The organism is Anaerosoma tenue, from assembly GCF_023161965.1.
Taxonomy (GTDB): domain Bacteria; phylum Actinomycetota; class Coriobacteriia; order Anaerosomatales; family Anaerosomataceae; genus Anaerosoma; species Anaerosoma tenue.
The window spans coordinates 973,256-990,682 of sequence record NZ_JALNTY010000001.1 but is presented as its reverse complement, the minus strand read 5'-3'; the positions used below and the strand labels follow the sequence as shown (position 1 = coordinate 990,682).

Sequence of the window (17,427 nt, the reverse complement as noted above, 5' to 3'; positions counted from 1 at the left end):
CCTACAGTTCGTGCGTCATGTACGAGTAGCCGAGGTGGCCTTCGCCGTCGGTGGCGATGTGCAGCACGCGCTCGTCGTCCAGGGAGCCGAAGAGGTAGTTGCCCTGCTTGATGCCGTCGGTGGCCTTCCACGTGTACTGCTCTACCACGGTGGCGCCATCGCCTCCCACGGCCTCCACCATACGCGCGGCGAGCTCGAGGAAGCTCGCGCGCTCGGCATCCGTCATCGGGTCGGGCGTGGCGCCCTCCACGCTCACGGTGTCGTCCACGTAGTCCCACCGCCAGTCGTTCTCAACGTCGCGGAGGGTGATCGTGATGACGTGGTCGCCGGAGGACCACTGGAGCGCACCGTATCCCTCCATGCTCTCCAGCACGACGACCTCACCGTCGGCGGGCGTGAGGCCGTAGAGTTCGAGGCCGATCCCGAGCAGGGCGAGGTACTGCTCTTCGTTCTCGAGCGGCGGAAGTTCGGGCTCGTTATCGGGCTCGGTGTCCGGCTCAGGAGCGGGGGCCTCGGCGCCGGTGTCGGTGGGTGTACCGGGCTCATCGGGACTGCATGCGCATCCCGGAAGCGCCAGCATAAGCAGCAGTGCGAGTACGACGGCGACGATCGTACGTGTACGCATCGGTCCTCCCTGTTCGGCCGGTACAGCAAGTCTAGCCGATTGGCGCGTCGTGGAGCGTGTGCGTTCTGATGGACACACTCGTGCAGCGGAGTCGTATGCTTGGGGTGAGGTGCGCACGCGGTCCGCTCAATGGAAGGGGTGCTCGATGGCCGAGGCCATGCCGGTCGATGCGATCGTGGCCGAGATCGGATCGACCACGACCGTTCTCTCGGCGTTCGACGGACTCCACGCGGATGCGACCCGCCCACCGCGGCTCGTGGGACAGGGTTCGGCCCCCACGAGCGTGGCCACCGGGGACGTCACGCTCGGTGTGGACGAGGCGCGCGTCGCGCTCGAGGAGGCCGTCGGCCCGCTCGATCCGCGCGTGACGCTGGCGACCTCGTCGGCGGCGGGCGGTCTGCGGATGACCGTGCACGGGCTCACGCAGCAGATGACCGCGATGGCCGCGCGTGAGGCGGCGCTCGGTGCGGGCGGCGTGGTGGAGGTGGTCACCGCGGGGCGTCTCCGCGACCACGACCTCACGCTGATCGAGGCGGCGCGCCCCGGGCTCATCCTGCTCGCGGGCGGGGTGGAGGGCGGCGACTCGGAGGTGGTCCTCTACAATGCGGCGCGGCTCTCGCGCCTGTCGGTGCGCCCGATCGTGGTGTACGGGGGCAACTCGGCGGTGGCCGGCGAGGCGAGAGCTGTGCTCGAGGATGCGGGGTTCCCGGTGCGGGTCACCAGCAACGTGTATCCCGGCGTGGACGAGCTCGACATCGTGCCGGCCCGGCATGCGATCCACGATGCGTTCGAGGAGCACATCACCCATGCGCCCGGGATGGAGCGCATCGCCGGGTACGTGAGCGGGCGGATCCTGCCCACGCCCGGCGCGGTCCTGATAGCCGCGGAACTTCTTGCCGAGGAGATGGGCGACCTCGTGGTGGTAGACGTGGGCGGCGCCACCACCGATGTCCACTCGGTGACCGACGGCACTGCCGAGATCGCGGCGATCGCCACGGACCCGCAGCCGCACGCCAAGCGCACGGTGGAGGGCGACCTCGGCACGTACGTGAGCGCCGCACATGTGGCGGCGCTCCTCCCCGAGCAGGACCGGCCGCCGCTGCTGCCTCCCGCGATCCCGACCACGCCCGAGGAGACCGCAGCGGCCGTGCTGCTGGCCCGGACCGCCGCACGCGCGGGCGTGGAGCGGCATGCGGGACGGCTGGCGCACCTGTATACGCCGCGGGGCCGTCAGACGGTGGCGCGCGGGCGCGACCTCACGGCCTGCCGCCTGGTGATCGGCACGGGAGGCGCGCTCACGCGCCTTCCGGGCGGAGAGGCGATGCTGGCGTCGGTGCGTGCGAGCGGCCCGGAGGGCGAGCGTCTCCTCCCTCCCGCCGACGCGCGGGTGGCGATCGATCACCACTACGTGTTCGCCGCGTGCGGTGCGCTGGCCTCGGCCTTCCCGGCCGAGCGCGTGGTGGCGCTGATGCGGGAGAGCCTCGGTTAACGGCCGGAGATAACGCCTGGCGCCGACGCGCCGCAAAGGGTATACCAGGATGAGGGGGGGGTGACGAGGTGTCGCCAGAGGTGCCGACTCCTGCGGCAGCACAACAGACGTGGCGGTGTCCCACGTGCGGGCATCCCACGCCCGGACCGGTCTACTGCGACCACTGTGGCGCCACGCTCGTGCGTCCCGAGCAGGCGCCCGTCCCCGGGCCCCGCAAGAAGCGCGGTTGCCTCTGGCTCGGCATCTGGGCCGCTGCCCTCGTGATCGCAACGGTCGGCGGGTTCGCGTATGGCTTCATCACCAACTGGGGTGAGATCGCGGTGCCCACTGCTGAGCAGCAGGTCGTGATCGATTCGTACGGCGCACCGGCGGCGTTCGTGGTGGCCGACGGTCCCAGTGGCCCGGGCGAGGACGACGTACGCATGGAGGAATGGCTCTACCCGGAGACCGGCGCGATCGTGTACTTCATCGACGGGCGTCAGGTGGCCGAGGAGGAGATGACCTTCACCGAGCCGATCGCCGGCACATCGAGCGCTCCCTGGCGTTTTGGGAGAGCGATGCGCGCATCCGATGTGGAAGACCTGCTCGGCGAGTCGGGCATCGGGCTTGCCGAGGTCGACACCGTGTTCGACGGCTACGAGGCGTATGCATACGAGGGGAGCCGTCTGCTGATCGGCTACCTCGACGGCAGGGTGTACACCGTCCAGACCTACTGAGAGGGTGCGGCATGGTTGCGTTGGTGGTGCTAGCGGGCAAGGTGATGCTGGTTGCGCTCACCGCTACCGCGCTCGCGCTCGGCGCAATACAGGCCGGCGGCGGCATGAGCCGCTACGCGAGCGCCGCCCGGACGGTGGAGGATCGGTTCCACGACGAGTCCACCGACATGGACGAGATACAGAAGGCCCGGACCGAGGGCATGACCGACGCGGTGGTGGGCACCGCCAAGGTTGCGATGGCCGCGCAGACGATCGCGTCTCCCGATCTACCCGTGAACCCCGTGGGGATCGGTTTCACCGATGCGATGTCGGCCGCGCAGGTGGCGATCGAGCAGTATGAGGGCGCCGGTGCGGGGGCGGAGGCCAACGTGGGAGCGGATGCGAACGCGGCGGCGGGAGCGGGCGGGCAGTCGGCCGGAGAGGTCGCAGGCGAAGCGGCGGATACGCTGAACAACCAGGGAGTGGGTGCCGCGGTCTCGCCCGACGGCAGCGTCCCGGTGGAGCAGGCGCGCGAGACGTACTACATCGCGTGGTACTGCAAGGACTTCGGCTGGGAGCCCATTTACATCACCACCGTGGAGCGGTTCAAGGCCGACGAGATGGCGTACACATACCCCGGCGGCGGTATCGACCCGGATGTGCCGCTCGTGAAGGTGCCGCTCACCGGCGCGTTCTCCTCGGAGGAAGAGGCACGCAAAGCGGTCTACGGCATGATGAGCAACCCCCGCCCCGGCGGTGGCATCTACGCGGGGGTGCCCTTCGCCGACATCGGCGACCAGACCCACAGCCTGGAGTTCTGCGGCGGGCTGGAGTGGTGGCAGTAGTCTTCGTGCCGGTGGCGCGTTCGGAACGGTCCCCTTTGCTATGCTCTGAGCAGACCCACGATCGAGGAGTCTCCTATGGGCGAGCAGTTCTGCACCTCGTGCGGCGCGCCGAGGGCTGGCACGGAGAGCTTCTGCACGCAGTGCGGTCAGCGGTTCGAGGCGGCTGAGCAGCCGCCAGCGCCAGCCGCCGGCACGCCTCCCGCCCAGCCCACGGGAGCGCCCGCTGCACAATCCCCTGGCGCACCCTCCGCCCAGCCTCCGGGGGCGTACCCTTCTCCCGCGCCCGCGCAGCACCAGCAGGTCCCGCCGCAGCGCCCGCGCCGGCGCGGACGGGCATGGGCTCTCGGCTGCCTGGGCGTGCTCTTCGCATGCGCCGCCGCCTGCGGCCTGCTCTCGCTGCTTGGCGGTGACGGTGTGCAGACGGCCTCGCTCTCTTCCGATCAACGGCGTGTGGCCGAGGAGTTCGGGCTGCCCGAGACGTTCTCGGTGGTGCACGGGGAGGACGTGGAGAGCGCCGGGACCGGTGAGGCCCCCTCGACGCATCGGGTGGAGGCGTGGGACTACCACACCATGGGCGTCCGGGTCCTGTTCCGCGACGGCGCGGTGGTGGGCACACGTGACATCGCCGTGCTCGACCGGGCCGCCTTCGCGTATCCGGCAGTGTCGCCCGTATCGTTCGCCGAGGGGATGAGCGCCAGCGACGTGACCGCGATGCTCGGACATCCGCCGGGCGGCGAGGCCACGCTCGATGCAGGTCTTGATGAGGACGTGCGCACGATGGTGTGGAGCGGGGTCGTCTCGTGCACGTTCGCCGACGGCGGGCTGGTAGCCGCGGAAACCGCGCCCATCCAGGTGACGGAGGTGGCCGAGTGAGGACCACGCTCTCACGTGACGACGGGTTCGCCATCACGACCATCCTGCTCATCACCAGCGTTGCCACGGCCGTTATCGTCGGCGGTTCGAGCACCACGGCTGCGGTGATGAACCGCAGCGACATCCAGGAAGCCACCGGGCACATGCAGGGCGTGGCCGCCGACATCCGCCAGCGCACGGCAGGGGACGACTCGGCGCAGGCCCAGGCTATGCGTGCGCATGCCGACAAGATGGATGCCGTTGCCGGGTCTCTCTCAGGCGCCGCCGACAAGGATCTGCTCGTGGCGGTCACCAACAACGTGGGAGATGCGGTCCTGACACCGATCCAGGGTGGCGCGGTGGTCACGGCCGCCAAGTTCGCCTGGGACGTGAAGACCGGCTGGGAGCTCGGCGACACGGCTATGAGCTCGTGGGGGATCACGGATCCCGGCGCCGATCCGCTCCTGGCGCAGCTCCGCGGCCTGGAGGTCCCTCGCGACCTGTCGACCCCGGTGGAACAGGCGATCGTGGAGGCGAAGCTCAAGGGTGCACGGGCTGCCGTGTCCGGAGCCGATCCGGGTCTCGATCCGGGCGAGGTGGACGCTGCCGCGACGCAGCTCGTTATGGATGTCGTGACATCGGGAGACACGCCCGCAGCCGGCTCCGACCCCTACCGGAACCACTGGGTCGACGACGCGATCGCACAGCATCTCGGCTGGACGCCTCCCGACGACGCCGCCGTGTCGGGTGACGGCACGCCGGGTGAGACTCCGGCGGACGGCGGGGTAGTGCCCGATGGCGGCCCCGACGTAGACGGAGGCGCCCCCGATGCGGGCGGTGCGGGCGACTGGATCAAGTTCCTGTTCTCGGGCCCGGGCACCTACTGGCCCGGATCACCGGACCCGTACTCGGCGGAGATCGCGATCCGTGAGACCGCCGAGGCGTTTCTCGGCATGCAGCCCGGCACGACGGTCCAGGTGCTCGCGGTGGGTCCCACCGACGGCCAGAGCGGTGCATGGCCGGTGCGATTCCGCGTGATCGGACCCGACACCGACGGCAACGGCATGGTGTTCCTCACGCTGGTCTACGCGTCCGATGACGGGTATATGGCTTCGCCCATCTTCATGCCCGATCCGATCGGCGGGGCCACCTCGGCGCTCTCGCGCTGACCGGGCGCCTTGGCCCATCGCACGCGCGTACGGGGCGCCCCGCATAACGCGAGACGCCCCGAAGCTGTGCCGCATGCCTTACACCACGCCGGCGAGCCCGAGCCGGTCGATGGTCTCCTGAGTGGGGACGCCACTCTCGAGGTCCCAGCCCATCGCCGCGTAGAAGCTGTCAAGCGAGACGCGGAGATCGGCCACCTGGCCCTCTCCACGTCCGTCAGGAGCAGGTTCGCTCGTGATCCGCCTGGGCAGCGTGTCGTCGGCGCGCGTGAACCCGAAGCGGGCGTTCACGAGCCGCTCGAGGTTGATGACCCGCTCGGCCGCCTTGAGCATGCTCTCCACGCTCCATTCGCGACCGGTGGCCGCCGAGAGCGTGGCCGCCCACGTGGACGGTTGCACGGCGAGCGTGATCACCGAGAAGAGGCACACCCCGAGCAGGTTGGTGGCCATCGAGAACTCCATGAAGGGCTTCACCCACTGCTGGTTGCCGTCATCCAGGAAGTCGACGTCGTAGGTGAGGCCGAGCTCCTCGTTGCGATACCCGAAGGCATCCACCACCGACGCGTACGGCCGCAGGTGGTCGGCGCCGCGTGGCGATACCGCGTGGCTGACGCCCTCGCCCTTGCTCGCTCGCACCCCGCAGCTCGCCAGCTCCACGCCCTTCACTTCGAAGGTGTAGTCGCCCGCATCGCCGCCGAGGGCAGCGGCCGCGCGCCTCGAGCCGTCGGCCAGCAGGTTGCCCAGCCCTTCTCGGCGCGCGATCTTCTCGAGCAGCGCGGGGAACACCTCGCCGTTGCCCCAGGTAAGGTCGAACCCGTCGGCGGTCTCAGTGTCGAGGATGCCTTTCTCGTACCACTCCATGGCGATCGCGATCACCTGTCCGGCCGCGATCGTGTCGAGTCCCAGGTCGTTGCAGAGGTGCCCCGCCTTCACCACCGCGTTGAGGTCGGTGCAGAAGCACTTGGCGCCGAACGCTCCGAGCGTCTCGTACTCGGGTCCGCCGCCGGTCTCACCGGCATACGGCCCGGTCTTGATCGTGGTCACGCGTCCGCAGGCCACAGGGCACGCGTAGCAGGCGTACGGCTTCACGTCGAGGTTCGCGTGGTACGCCTCATGGCCGAGTGTCTCGATCGACTCCGGGAAGGTCGTCCGCCTCCAGTTCTGCGTGGGCAGGATGCCGAGCGCGCTGATCGAGTCGTAGAAGCTCGGCGTGCCGTACGGTTTGAGCTCGTCCGCCACGAACTCCTCGGTGAGGAACTCCTCGCGGGCCTTCTTCGACGCCTCCTTCAGCGCATCCGGATCCGCTATCGGGAGCGGTTTGGTGCCACGTACCGCGAACGCCTTGAGCCCCTTGGCGCCCATGGCTGCTCCGCTTCCGCCCCTGCCGGCGGCCCGCTCGGTGTCCGTCATGATCGACGCGAACATCACACCGTTCTCGCCGGCGGGGCCGATCACCGCGAGCTGCCAACCCTTTCCGTGGAGGTCCTCGCGTATCGCGGCCTCGGTGTCCTGCACCCCCTTGCCCCAGAGGCCGATCGCGTTCCGCACCTCCACGGTGTCGTCATCGATCACCACGTAGACGGGGTTGTCGGCGGCCCCGGTGAACACGATGAGGTCGTACCCCGCCTTCTTGATCGCCGGCGACAGATGGCCACCCACATTGGACGCGCCGATCGCGCCGGAGGCGGGGGAGCGGAAGACGAAGCAGGTGCGTCCCGAGGAAGGAGCGGCGGTCCCGCTGAGGGGTCCTGCCGCCGCTATCAGCGGCTGCGAGGGTTCGAGAGGCAGGTCATCGAAGTCGACCAGCTCGGCGAACAGGCGCATCGCCACACCTTCACCGCCGATGTACTCGTCGAACCACTGTTCCGGCAGCTCACGGCGCGACACCTCGCCCGTGCCGAGGTCCACCATCAACGCTACACCCCAGTTGCCATCCATAGCTCCTCCTCCATGCCGCACAGCCGGTACGGTGCAGACGCCCGCATCCGCGCGGTGAGGCGCGGTGCGAGTGCTGTGCGGCGGTGGCCCGCGCCGGTGCGCGACAGCCTGCCTGAAGGAGTGCGCCGACCGGCCGGGGTCAGACGCCGCCATCACCATAGATACCCATGTTGACGGACGCTAAGGAGAGCATTAGAGTAAAGATGTCTCCGAGCGTTGCGACCTACAGGAAGCGAATCCCCATGGTCGCAAGGCCGATAGGGTCAGCAGGGAAACCGGCTGGCCTCCCGCTTGGAAAGGAGATCCAAGGGGCGCCTGGCGCTCCGGACTGCCTTTCCCGTAGCGGGGAAGGCTTCTTTCTTCCCCGACCGGGATCGTCGGCATCGCCCGGGAGACGAGGCGGCAAAGGTCGCACATGCGACCCACGCTACCCCTCTCCCCTGTGGCGGGAGGACGGCCGGGTCCTCACCGTCACGCCAAGGAGGCCCCGATGCCGCGGGGCCTCCTTTGCTTTGTCGTACCATGGTGATGCCGGCGGCGCACGCCCCGGTGAGTCCTATGCGCCGAGGAGCAGCCGTGAGCGCCAGAGCTTCCGTGACCGTGGACCTCGTCAAAGTGATCGCCAACACGCGCCGGGTGGTGGATGCGCTCGGGGGGCGTGACGTGTACGGCGTCACCAAGGTGACGTGTGGCGCTCCCGAGGTGGCGAGGGCCATGCTCGCCGGTGGCGCGGCCGGTATCGCCGATTCCCGGTTGGAGAACATCGCCCGGATGCGTGAGGCGGGCATCGATGCCGAGTTCTGGAGCTTGCGCGCTCCCACGCCTGTGGGAGTCGAAGAGGTGGTACGCCTTGCCGACGTGTCGCTCGAGAGCGAGATCGAGACCGTTCGGGCGCTCGACGTGGCGGCCCGCGTTCTCGGCGCCACGCACCGGATCATCGCGATGGTCGACCTCGGCGATCTGCGGGAGGGGATGATGCCGGCCGACCTGCCGGCGTTCCTGGAGGCGGCCGGGGAGCTCGCGAACATCGAGGTCCTGGGCGTCGGCACCAGCCTCACCTGTTACGGGGCGATCGTGCCGGACGCCGGGAACCTCGGCGAGCTGGTAGCGCTTACGCAGTCCGCAGAAGCGAGCCTCGGTAGGCGCCTTCATGTGAGCGGCGGCATGTCGAGCTCGCTCGATGCGCTGGTGGGAGGCATCCTGCCCGATCGGATCGACAGTCTGCGTATCGGCGAGTCCATCCTGCTCGGCGTCTCAACGGTCACCCGCGAGCCCATCCTCGACCTCCACACCGACGCTGTCACCGTGAGCGCGCCGGTGATCGAATGCCTCGTGAAGCCGAGCATGCCGCGCGGAACGACCGCGCAGGACGCGTTCGGAGGGCGTCCGGTCTTCCTCGACCGTGGCGACCGCCGCCGGGCGATCCTCGCGATGGGCCGCCAGGACACTGTGCCCGAGGGGCTCACGCCGGTCGATCCGCGCGTGGTCGTCCTCGGCGCGTCGAGCGACCATCTCGTGGTGGACGTGCACGATCTTCCCGAGCCTCCCGGCCTGGGTGAAGCGATCGAGTTCGTGCCCAACTATGCGGCGACGCTGGCCGCTTTCACGTCTCCGTACGTGGAGAAGCGCTTCGTCGGCTAGCGTGCGCGTGCGGGACGCCGGGAGCGGCCTCCGGTTCGCTCACTGAGCGACGACGTGGTGGATCGCGCCGTTGAAGTCCACGACGTAGATCTCCCCGTCATCGTCCTCGCCGAAGCTCGAGATCATCATGTCCGTGTCCAGAAGCAGCCGCGTCCGCACGCTGCCGTCGACCTCCTGCTGCAGCCCCCAGATGCGCCCCACCGAGAAGTCGCCGTACAGGTAGGTCCCCCGGAGCGCCGGCTGGCTCTCGCCGCGGTACACGTAGCCACCCGTGACCGAGGTGCCGGCGTCGCGATCGTACTCCACCACGGGCATCGTGAAGCCTTCCGGGGCGGGCGGCTCGGCATCGTGCGGATAGGGGTGGGTGCCCTCGAACACCTTCCATCCGTAGTTCTCGCCGCCGCCGGACGACGCGGGCTGGAAGTCGATCTCCTCCCACGCGTTCTGCCCCACATCACCGATCCACATGTCGCCGGTGACCCGATCGAAGCTGAACCGCCAGGGATTGCGCAGACCGGACGCCCAAATCTCGGGACGCACGTCGGGCTGTCCCACGAGCGGGTTGTCGGCGGGCACGGTGTAGGGCGGCCGGGGGTCGTCCGTGTCGGCTTTCACGTCGATGCGCAGCATCGAGCCGAGCAGTGTGAGCGTGTTCTGTCCGTTGCCGTGCGGGTCGCCGCCGCTGCCGCCGTCGCCGAGGCCCACGTAGAGGTACCCGTCGGGCCCGAACTCGATCATGCCGCCGTTGTGGTTGGCATACGGCTGTTCCACAGTGAGCCACACCTGCTCGGATGCCGGGTCGAGCACGCCGTCGCTCGCGAAGCTCGAGACCACGCTGCTGCCGTCGGCCCGCGTGTAGCTCACCCACACCTGGTCCTCACCGTCTTTGAAGCCGGGAGGGAACGCCATGCCGAGAAGCCCCTGTTCGCTCTCGGTGCTCACCACGCCGGTGAGGTCGAGGTAGACCTCCGTCCGCTCGCCGTTCTCCACCGTCCAGATGAGGCCGGTTTTCTCGGCCACGAAGAGGCGACCCGACCCGTCGCCCGCGCCTGTCACGTACAGGGGCTGCGAGAAGCCGTCGAGCACCGGCTCGAGCGCGATCTCGATCTCGTCGAGCGGGAGGGGCTCCGCCGAAGGCGGCTCCTCGGGCGTGGAGGGCGGCGGCGTGGTCGTCTCCTCGGCCACGGGCTCCGTGACCTCGGCTTCGCAGCCGGCGCCCAGCGCCGCGAGCGCCACGGCGAGCGCCACCAGTACGCCTATCGTGATCCGCGATCCGCGCATGGCTCCTCCTCGGGTGTCTGGGCCGATGGTTACGTATACCCGCTGCGCTACAATCGCTGCATGCCTACCGCCATCCGTCGCACACTCCTCGCCGCAGCCGTCCCCGTCATGTTCGCCATGCTCGCAGGGTGCTATGCCACCGGCAGCGGCACGGCCGACCCGCTCCCCGGCGCGCCGGATGTCACCAGAGCGGTGGTGATCCGCCACACCGACGGCGATACCGCGCACTTCCGCCTGGAGGGCGGAGCCGAGGAGAAGGTGCGGTTCATCGGCATCGATACCCCTGAGGTGGGCGAGCGGGCCGAGCCCTACGGTCGCGAGGCCGCGGCGTACACGGCCGATGCGATCCCGCTGGGCGCGACCGTGTGGCTGGAGACAGACGCCGAACGTCGCGACCGGTACGGTCGCCTGCTCGCGTACGTCTGGCTTGAGCGGCCGCAGGCCGGCGACGCCGCCGAGGTTCGGACAACGATGCTGAACGCGCGCATCGTCCTCGATGGGTACGCCAACGCGTACACGTACCCGCCCAACGTCAAGTACACGGGCGTGCTCAAGGACCTGCAGGCCGAGGCTCGCGCCGTCGAACGGGGCCTCTGGGCCGACAGATAGCGCGCAAGACCTGACGAACGGCGTGAGTGTACGGCCGCGATGGGGAAGTAGTGTAATCAGTACGTCTGCGGGGGAACGGACGCACAGGGGGCACTCCAGGGGCATGGGGGTACGGAGTGATGCGTTCCCTGCGCATCGGGTCAGCGCGTTCCCGCGGCACCGCGCCGGTGGAGGCTCACGGTCTCCACGGTTCCGCACGCTCCCGCCTCCTTCGCGCGCGCCGGCGTGCCGGCCCCTCTCCACCACGTTCGCCGTGAACGCTGCACCCGGCTCACGGATGGTGACGATCGAGGGGCAAGGAGAGAGCGATGACGAGGAGAACGACGAGGCTTGTGGCGATCGTGGCGGCGTTCGCGTTGCTGCTTTCGGCAGCGGCCGCCATGGGCGCGGTGCCGCGCGACGAGGTCGGCACGCGTGCCGGACAGATGAGGCAGGACAAGCGTCCGCACCCGCTCGGCCAGAAGGCGGCGGCATTGCGGACCGTGGCGTTGGAGGCCCGGGTGTCGGGCCACGCGCCGGGACCGGTGTACGAGGCAGCTCCGGGCAAGTTCGTGGACCTCGAGCTCGAGGGCGCCGGCATGGTGTGGACGGTCCCCGGGGAGTTCCCCGACTACCCGCACAACAGCATCGAGGAGCCGGACCGCTCCGTGGACAACTCCACGCTGTGGATGGACGACTTCAGTGAGGCGTACTACGACGAGATGCTGTATGCGCGCGGCGTCGACGTGAACTCGATGGCCGAGTACTTCCTCGAGCAGTCGAGCGGGCGCTACACAGTGGACGGCGACTGCGTCGACTGGGTGATGGTGCCGGAGACGCACGAGGTCTACGACGACGGCGATGCGAAGAACGACACCTCCGAGAACGTGTGGCTGTTCCTCGAGGACAGCCTCGACAGCTGGTACCAGTCCGAGCTCGCTGCCGGCAAGACGCTAGCCGAGATCGACGCGTACCTCGCGCAGTTCGACGTGTACGATCGCTACGATTGGGACGGCGACGGGGTCTTCGACGAGCCCGACGGCTACATCGACCACTACCAGTCGCTTCATGCGGGACAGGGCGAAGAGGAGGGCGGCGGCGCGCTGGGTGACGAGGCGATCTGGAGCCACAGCTGGTACGCCTGCTACGAGGACATCGGGACCACGGGTCCGTCGGCCGAGTACCTGCTCGGCGGCATCCGCGTGGGCGAGAGCAGCTACTGGATCGGCGACTACACGATCCAGCCCGAGAACGGCGGCGTGGGCGTGTTCACGCACGAGTTCACGCATGACCTCGGCGCCCCGGACCTCTACGACTACTATGGCGAGAACGGCACCGGCTTCTGGACGCTGATGTCGAGCGGCTCGTGGCTTTCGGACAACGACTACGACCTGGGGTCGGCGCCGTGCCACGAGGACGCGTGGATCAAGCTGCAGCTCGGCTGGCTCGCGTATGAGGTGGCCACGCCCGGCGAGGTCACGGAGCTCACGCTCGGGCCCGCCGAGTACAACTCCACGCAGCCGCAGGCGCTGCTTGTGGACCTCGGCAAGAAGTTCAAGGACTGGGACATCGGGGACCCGTACGCCGGCGAGGCGTTCTACTACAGCGGCCAGGGCGACAACCTGCGCAACAGCATGACCAAGCCGGTGAGCCTGCCGGCCACCGGCGCCGGTCTGAGCGCGATGGTCCGGTACGGCATCGAGGAGGGGTATGACTACGCGGCGGCGATCGTCTCGGTGGATGGCGGTCCGTGGCAGACCGTGCCCACGAGCCTCTCGAACTCGACCGTCGATGAGAACGGCATCGACGGGTTCAGTGACGAGTGGGTGCCGCTCACGGTCGACCTCTCGGCATATGCGGGGCAGGACGTGGAACTCGGGTTCCAGTACGTGACCGACGGTGGTGTGGCCGAGGTGGGCTTCATGGTGGATGACATCGTGGTCGCCGGCCTGCCGCTCGATGGCGCTGAAACCGAAGCCGGATGGGAGTTCGACGGCTTCAAGACGACCACCGGCTACGAGAGCGGCTGGTACTGGCACTACTACCTGGCCGAGTACCGGCAGTACTGGGGCTACGACGTGGCGTTGGCCAACTGCTACAACTTCGGGTGGCTGTACGGCAGGGATGCGGAGCCCGACTGGAACGAGAAGTTCGCGTATCAGGACGGGCTGCTGGTGTGGTACTGCGACACGTCCCAGCCGAACAACGATACGGCGAACCACCCCGGGCAGGGCATCGCGCTGCCGGTGGACGCCCATCCGGACGCGATCATGCGCGACGGCAAGAACGCGTGGCGCAACCGGGTACAGACCTACGACGCGACGTTCGGTCTTGAGGACACCGATGCGCTCACGCTCCACTACTACAGCAGGGAGTACAGGATCCCGAGCCTCAGGGCGAACCCCGTTTTCGATGACGCGCTCGACTACTACGACGAGGCGATCCCGCTCAACAGCGTGGACCACCCGCACTCCGGCACTCGGATCGAGGTGCTCGACACGACCTCCACGCGCAAGAACGGCTCGTACATGGCCGTACGCGTGCAGGCGCCGCTGCCTGAGGCGCCGCTCGAGTGAGCGGATGAGCAGGTGGCCGCTCGCGGTGTGGGACCCCGGATATCCGGGGTCCCACGCGTGCTAGTATGCAGTCACATCGGCCCGCGTTGACGCACGAAGGAGAGGACGCCTGAGATGCCGCTTCCCGAGCCCCTCGAGCGCATGACGTTCGATGTCGCCACCCTCATGGCCGAGCATCCTCCGCTCATCCATCACCCCAACAAGCGCGTGGTGTTCGAGATCGCGTGCGGCAAAGGACGCGAGTGCTCGGGCGAGATCGGCTACACGCAGTGGCCTGCGTTCCCGCTGCCGGAGCACGTGAAGCCCGCTGTCGGGCTTGAGGCGCTCGAGAGCCGCTGCGGCATCATGGACTACGAGCCGGTGGAAGACCTCCCGGGCGTGGTGGAATGGCACGTGAACTTCGCCGACCAGATGCTGTTCTTCGCGTACGGTTCCGGTCTCTTCGCGCAGGACGAGATGCAGTGTGCCGAGCATCCGGCGCTGGGCGCGCTCGTGGAAGCGCTGCGTGCCGACGGACACAGGGCCGTGACGGAGACCGCCGACGGCCCCACCCCCGTGCTGGTGACCGGTGTGGAGCGTCGCGTGAAGGTCAAGACGAACATGAACGCCAAGAAGGGCCGCCCGCGCGGACTCTACGGCAACGAGTTCGCCGTGGCCTCTCCCGAGGCCGTTGAGCGCGCCACCAAGCGGATCGACCCGCCCACGATCACCAACATCATCGCGATGGCCGCGCCCACCTACCGCAACGGAAGGTACGAGCGCTCGATGATCGAGCGCATCCTGGTGACGGCGTACACGGGATTCGCCGCCGCGGTGGCCGAGTCGGAGCGCCTGGCGCCTGGCGCCCCCGTTGCGATCCACACCGGCTATTGGGGTTGCGGCGCGTTCGGCGGCAATCGTGTGCTCATGTCGCTGCTCCAGCTGCTCGCCGCAGGCATGGCCGAGGTCACGTGCCTGGTCTTCCACACCGCCAACGCCGAGGATGCGCCGCTCGTTGAGGCCATGCGGATCATCACCGAGGAACTGTCGTCGAGCGAGAGCCCTTCGGCCGGCGACCTGATCGACCGCATCGACGCCATGGCGTTCGAGTGGGGCCGGAGCGAGGGGACGTAGCGCAGTGACAGACCTCGCCAGTGACCTCGCGCGGCTCCGAAGCCTCACCGGCATCAAGTGGAACCGCTATCCCGATGACGTGCTGCCGTGCTGGGTGGCCGACATGGACATCGGGACCGCGCCGGTGATCGCAGAAGCGCTCACGGACCTGGTGAGGCGGGGCGACCTCGGCTACAACTTCAGCGCACCCGCCGCGCTTCCGGATGCCTGGGCCGAGTGGCAGGCGGCACGTCACGGCTGGCGGCCCGACGTGGAGCGCGTGCGCGTGTTCAGCGACGTCTTGCAGGCGGTGGATCTTGCGCTGTGGTTCGGCACCAGGCCAGGCGACGGTGTTCTGCTCTTCACCCCTGTCTATCCGCCGTTCTTCCGCTGTGTGGAGAGCATCGGCAGGGTGGCGGTGGACTGTCCGCTCGATCAGGACACGTGGCGCCTGGAGTCCGGCCGGCTCGAGGCGGCGATAGCGGAGGCGGAACGCGCCGGGACGCCTGTACGCGCGGTGCTGCTCTGCAATCCGCACAACCCTACCGGCCGCGTCTTCAGCCGGGGAGAGCTCGAGGCGATCGCGGAGGTGGCGCTCCAGCACGACCTTCTGGTGATCAGCGACGAGATCTGGGCCGACATCATCTTCGACGGGAATGAGCACGTCCCGTTCGCATCGCTCTCAGACGGGGCGGCAGCGCGTACCGTCACCGCCTCGGCAGCAAGCAAGACCTTCAGCGTGGCGGGCCTCAGGTGCGCGGTGGCGCACATCGGCGCGGAGGAGATCGAAGCGAGCATCGCCGAGTTGCCGGGCCATATGCTCGGGGCGGTGAGCACGCCGGGCGCTGTGGCTTCGTACACGGGCTGGACCGAGGGCGGGCCGTGGGTCGAGGAGACGGTGCGCTATCTCGCCTCGCAGCGCGACCACGTTCGGGCGCGAGTGGGGGCGGAGTTGCCGCGTGTGCGGATGACACCCCCCGAGGCCACCTACCTCGCGTGGCTCGACCTGCGCGACCACGGCCTGGGTGACGATCCCGCTGCGTGGCTCGTGGAGCACGCGAAGGTCGCGCTCGGGTCAGGGCCCGACTTCGGCGTGCATGGCCACGGGTTCGCGCGCCTCAACTTCGCCACCACGCGCGCCGTGCTCGATGAGGCGCTCGACCGGATCGTGCGCGCGCTCGGGTAGAGTCTGGCGTCAGCCCCGTGCGTCCCGGCCGAGCTGGTCCACCATGCTGTGGGCGAGCGTGAACACGAAGGCGCGGCCGCGCTTGCTCTGCTCCAGGTATCCCATCTCCACCAAGCGCAGGAGGTCCTGGCGCGCCGTTTCGTAGGACAGCTGTCGCGTGCGCGCATGATGCTTGATCGTGAACTCGGTGTCCGGGCGCTGCGTGGCACGGTCGAGGATGAACGCCTGCCTGTGGTTGATGTCGAGATGACCGAAACGACCCATCACGATCGCATAGCGTTCGACACGCTCCTCGAGGCGCTCCTCACCGAGACTCGCCGCGTCTCTGATGACCTCAAGATGGCGGATGAACTTCGCGGTCTGGTCGCCCGAAGCGACCGTTGCCGACTTGAAGCGGTAGTGTGGGTCAGCGATGCCCAGCAGCGTGTAGCCCTGATGCACGATCCAGCCGAGAGACACGAGGCGGCCTACCAGGTAGTTGTACTCGTCGAACGGCTGCACGTATCGGATCCACCAGGCGATAGCGATGCTCTTGATGAGCGGGTGGATGAATGGAACGTCTGTGCTGCCGGCATACGCGCACAGCATATCCATCTCACGCTCGATCCGCTCGGGCGCAACACCGGGTGCGGAACGAAGGCCGTCCGGGTCGCCCGCTGCGGTTCGGAAGCGGCCGGCGTCAGGCGCGTCGCCTCGGAGTCGTGCATGGATGCCGCGGATGTCATCCGGTGTTGGCGGGTCGTTGAGCAGGTGTGGCAATTCGCGCGAGATCTCGTAGAAGCGTGTGGCGATCGATGATGCCTCGTCGGCGGGCGGTATCCCGTCATAGACCGAAGCGATCACCGATGAGCGCACCTCCTCCAACGCTGCGCTGGCAGTGGGATCGGCGCCGGTCTTGAACAGCCCGATCAGGGTGGCCTCCTCAACAAGCAGCCGATCCCTGACGATCCCCTCCTCGTCTGCGGGGAGTCCACTGCGGCCGAACAGACTGCGTCGCGGCCAGGTGTCGATCTCAGAGAGTGCCTTGAGGAGCTGTGCCGTGAGTGAGACACGTACCTGAGCGTCGCCCCAGGCGCTCTCGAAGACCACGAGACCGGTTGCCCTGCGCACCGAGGCGAGGAGCCGCCAGATCGAGTCGCGTGGTAGTCCGGTGCCAAACCGCATGCCCTCGAAGTCGGCACGGTCGAAGTACTGGATGTTCGTCTCCGCGAACAGGTAGTCGAGGCGTCCCGACTCGAAAGCCTCGATGACCCGCATCGCGATATCTCTGTCGATGTCCTCAGTCATCGAGCGCTGGAGCCCCTTCTCGATCAGTGTCCCCTGAGACGATGGTCGCAGCGTATCACGCTGGCTATTCCTCGACGCGCGCTCTGCGGCATGAGGTGCGCTGGTGTACTCGCCAACTACCATAATCGACATTCTAGGGGAAAAGGTTCCTGCCATGGAAGCGAGC

Annotated in this window: 14 protein-coding genes and 1 riboswitch; of the genes, 10 read left to right on the top strand and 4 right to left on the bottom strand. The window is 68.4% G+C overall.

Going from position 1 to position 17,427, the window contains the following annotated elements; genetic code table 11:
* Position 1 precedes the first annotated feature (1 nt).
* Positions 2-625: a hypothetical protein gene (locus tag MSB02_RS04850; protein WP_267194074.1), complete on the bottom strand. Its 624-nt coding sequence runs from the start codon at positions 623-625 to the stop codon at positions 2-4.
* Positions 626-770: 145 nt separating this feature from the next.
* On the opposite strand from MSB02_RS04850, the gene MSB02_RS04845 reads away from it, so the two are divergent.
* The 5 genes from MSB02_RS04845 to MSB02_RS04825 all read left to right on the top strand — a co-directional run bounded on the left by MSB02_RS04845 (position 771) and on the right by MSB02_RS04825 (position 5,675).
* Positions 771-2,114, top strand: a complete 1,344-nt coding sequence (locus MSB02_RS04845) for a glutamate mutase L (protein ID WP_267194073.1) — start codon at positions 771-773, stop codon at positions 2,112-2,114.
* 80 nt (positions 2,115-2,194) lie between these two features.
* Positions 2,195-2,830, top strand: a complete 636-nt coding sequence (locus tag MSB02_RS04840) for a zinc ribbon domain-containing protein (RefSeq protein ID WP_267194072.1) — start codon at positions 2,195-2,197, stop codon at positions 2,828-2,830.
* Positions 2,831-2,841: 11 nt separating this feature from the next.
* Positions 2,842-3,654, top strand: a complete 813-nt coding sequence (locus MSB02_RS04835; RefSeq protein WP_267194071.1) for a hypothetical protein — start codon at positions 2,842-2,844, stop codon at positions 3,652-3,654.
* Between the two features lie 75 nt (positions 3,655-3,729).
* Entirely contained in the window at positions 3,730-4,527 is a 798-nt protein-coding gene (locus MSB02_RS04830; protein WP_267194070.1) for a hypothetical protein, read from the top strand.
* The gene (locus MSB02_RS04825; protein WP_267194069.1) at positions 4,524-5,675 is read left to right on the top strand and encodes a hypothetical protein; all 1,152 of its coding nucleotides are present in this window, start codon (positions 4,524-4,526) and stop codon (positions 5,673-5,675) included. The genes MSB02_RS04830 and MSB02_RS04825 overlap by 4 nt, the downstream gene beginning before the upstream one ends.
* Positions 5,676-5,753: 78 nt before the next feature.
* Here the strand turns inward: MSB02_RS04825 and MSB02_RS04820 are convergent, their stop codons facing one another.
* Positions 5,754-7,610 (bottom strand): aldehyde ferredoxin oxidoreductase family protein, encoded by a 1,857-nt coding sequence (locus MSB02_RS04820; protein ID WP_267194068.1) that lies wholly within the window; start codon positions 7,608-7,610, stop codon positions 5,754-5,756.
* Between the two features lie 195 nt (positions 7,611-7,805).
* Positions 7,806-7,928, top strand: a riboswitch (molybdenum cofactor riboswitch).
* 258 nt (positions 7,929-8,186) lie between these two features.
* Between MSB02_RS04820 and MSB02_RS04815 the strand changes: the two genes are divergently transcribed.
* The gene (locus MSB02_RS04815) at positions 8,187-9,251 is read left to right on the top strand and encodes an alanine/ornithine racemase family PLP-dependent enzyme (protein WP_267194067.1); all 1,065 of its coding nucleotides are present in this window, start codon (positions 8,187-8,189) and stop codon (positions 9,249-9,251) included.
* 39 nt (positions 9,252-9,290) lie between these two features.
* Here the strand turns inward: MSB02_RS04815 and MSB02_RS04810 are convergent, their stop codons facing one another.
* Positions 9,291-10,532 carry a PQQ-dependent sugar dehydrogenase gene (locus tag MSB02_RS04810; RefSeq protein ID WP_267194066.1) on the bottom strand — a complete coding sequence of 414 codons (1,242 nt, stop codon included), beginning with the start codon at positions 10,530-10,532 and terminating at the stop codon, positions 9,291-9,293.
* 60 nt (positions 10,533-10,592) lie between these two features.
* Between MSB02_RS04810 and MSB02_RS04805 the strand changes: the two genes are divergently transcribed.
* From MSB02_RS04805 to MSB02_RS04790, 4 genes are all read left to right on the top strand, one after another.
* Positions 10,593-11,141: a thermonuclease family protein gene (locus MSB02_RS04805; RefSeq protein ID WP_267194065.1), complete on the top strand. Its 549-nt coding sequence runs from the start codon at positions 10,593-10,595 to the stop codon at positions 11,139-11,141.
* Positions 11,142-11,449: 308 nt separating this feature from the next.
* Entirely contained in the window at positions 11,450-13,696 is a 2,247-nt protein-coding gene (locus MSB02_RS04800; RefSeq protein WP_267194064.1) for an immune inhibitor A domain-containing protein, read from the top strand.
* 114 nt (positions 13,697-13,810) lie between these two features.
* Complete coding sequence (locus tag MSB02_RS04795) at positions 13,811-14,809, top strand: poly(ADP-ribose) glycohydrolase (RefSeq protein WP_267194063.1); 999 nt, start codon at positions 13,811-13,813, stop codon at positions 14,807-14,809.
* A 4-nt stretch (positions 14,810-14,813) separates the two neighbouring features.
* The gene (locus tag MSB02_RS04790; protein ID WP_267194062.1) at positions 14,814-15,974 is read left to right on the top strand and encodes a MalY/PatB family protein; all 1,161 of its coding nucleotides are present in this window, start codon (positions 14,814-14,816) and stop codon (positions 15,972-15,974) included.
* Positions 15,975-15,983: 9 nt separating this feature from the next.
* Here the strand turns inward: MSB02_RS04790 and MSB02_RS04785 are convergent, their stop codons facing one another.
* The gene (locus MSB02_RS04785; protein WP_267194061.1) at positions 15,984-17,261 is read right to left on the bottom strand and encodes a Fic family protein; all 1,278 of its coding nucleotides are present in this window, start codon (positions 17,259-17,261) and stop codon (positions 15,984-15,986) included.
* Positions 17,262-17,427 lie beyond the last annotated feature (166 nt).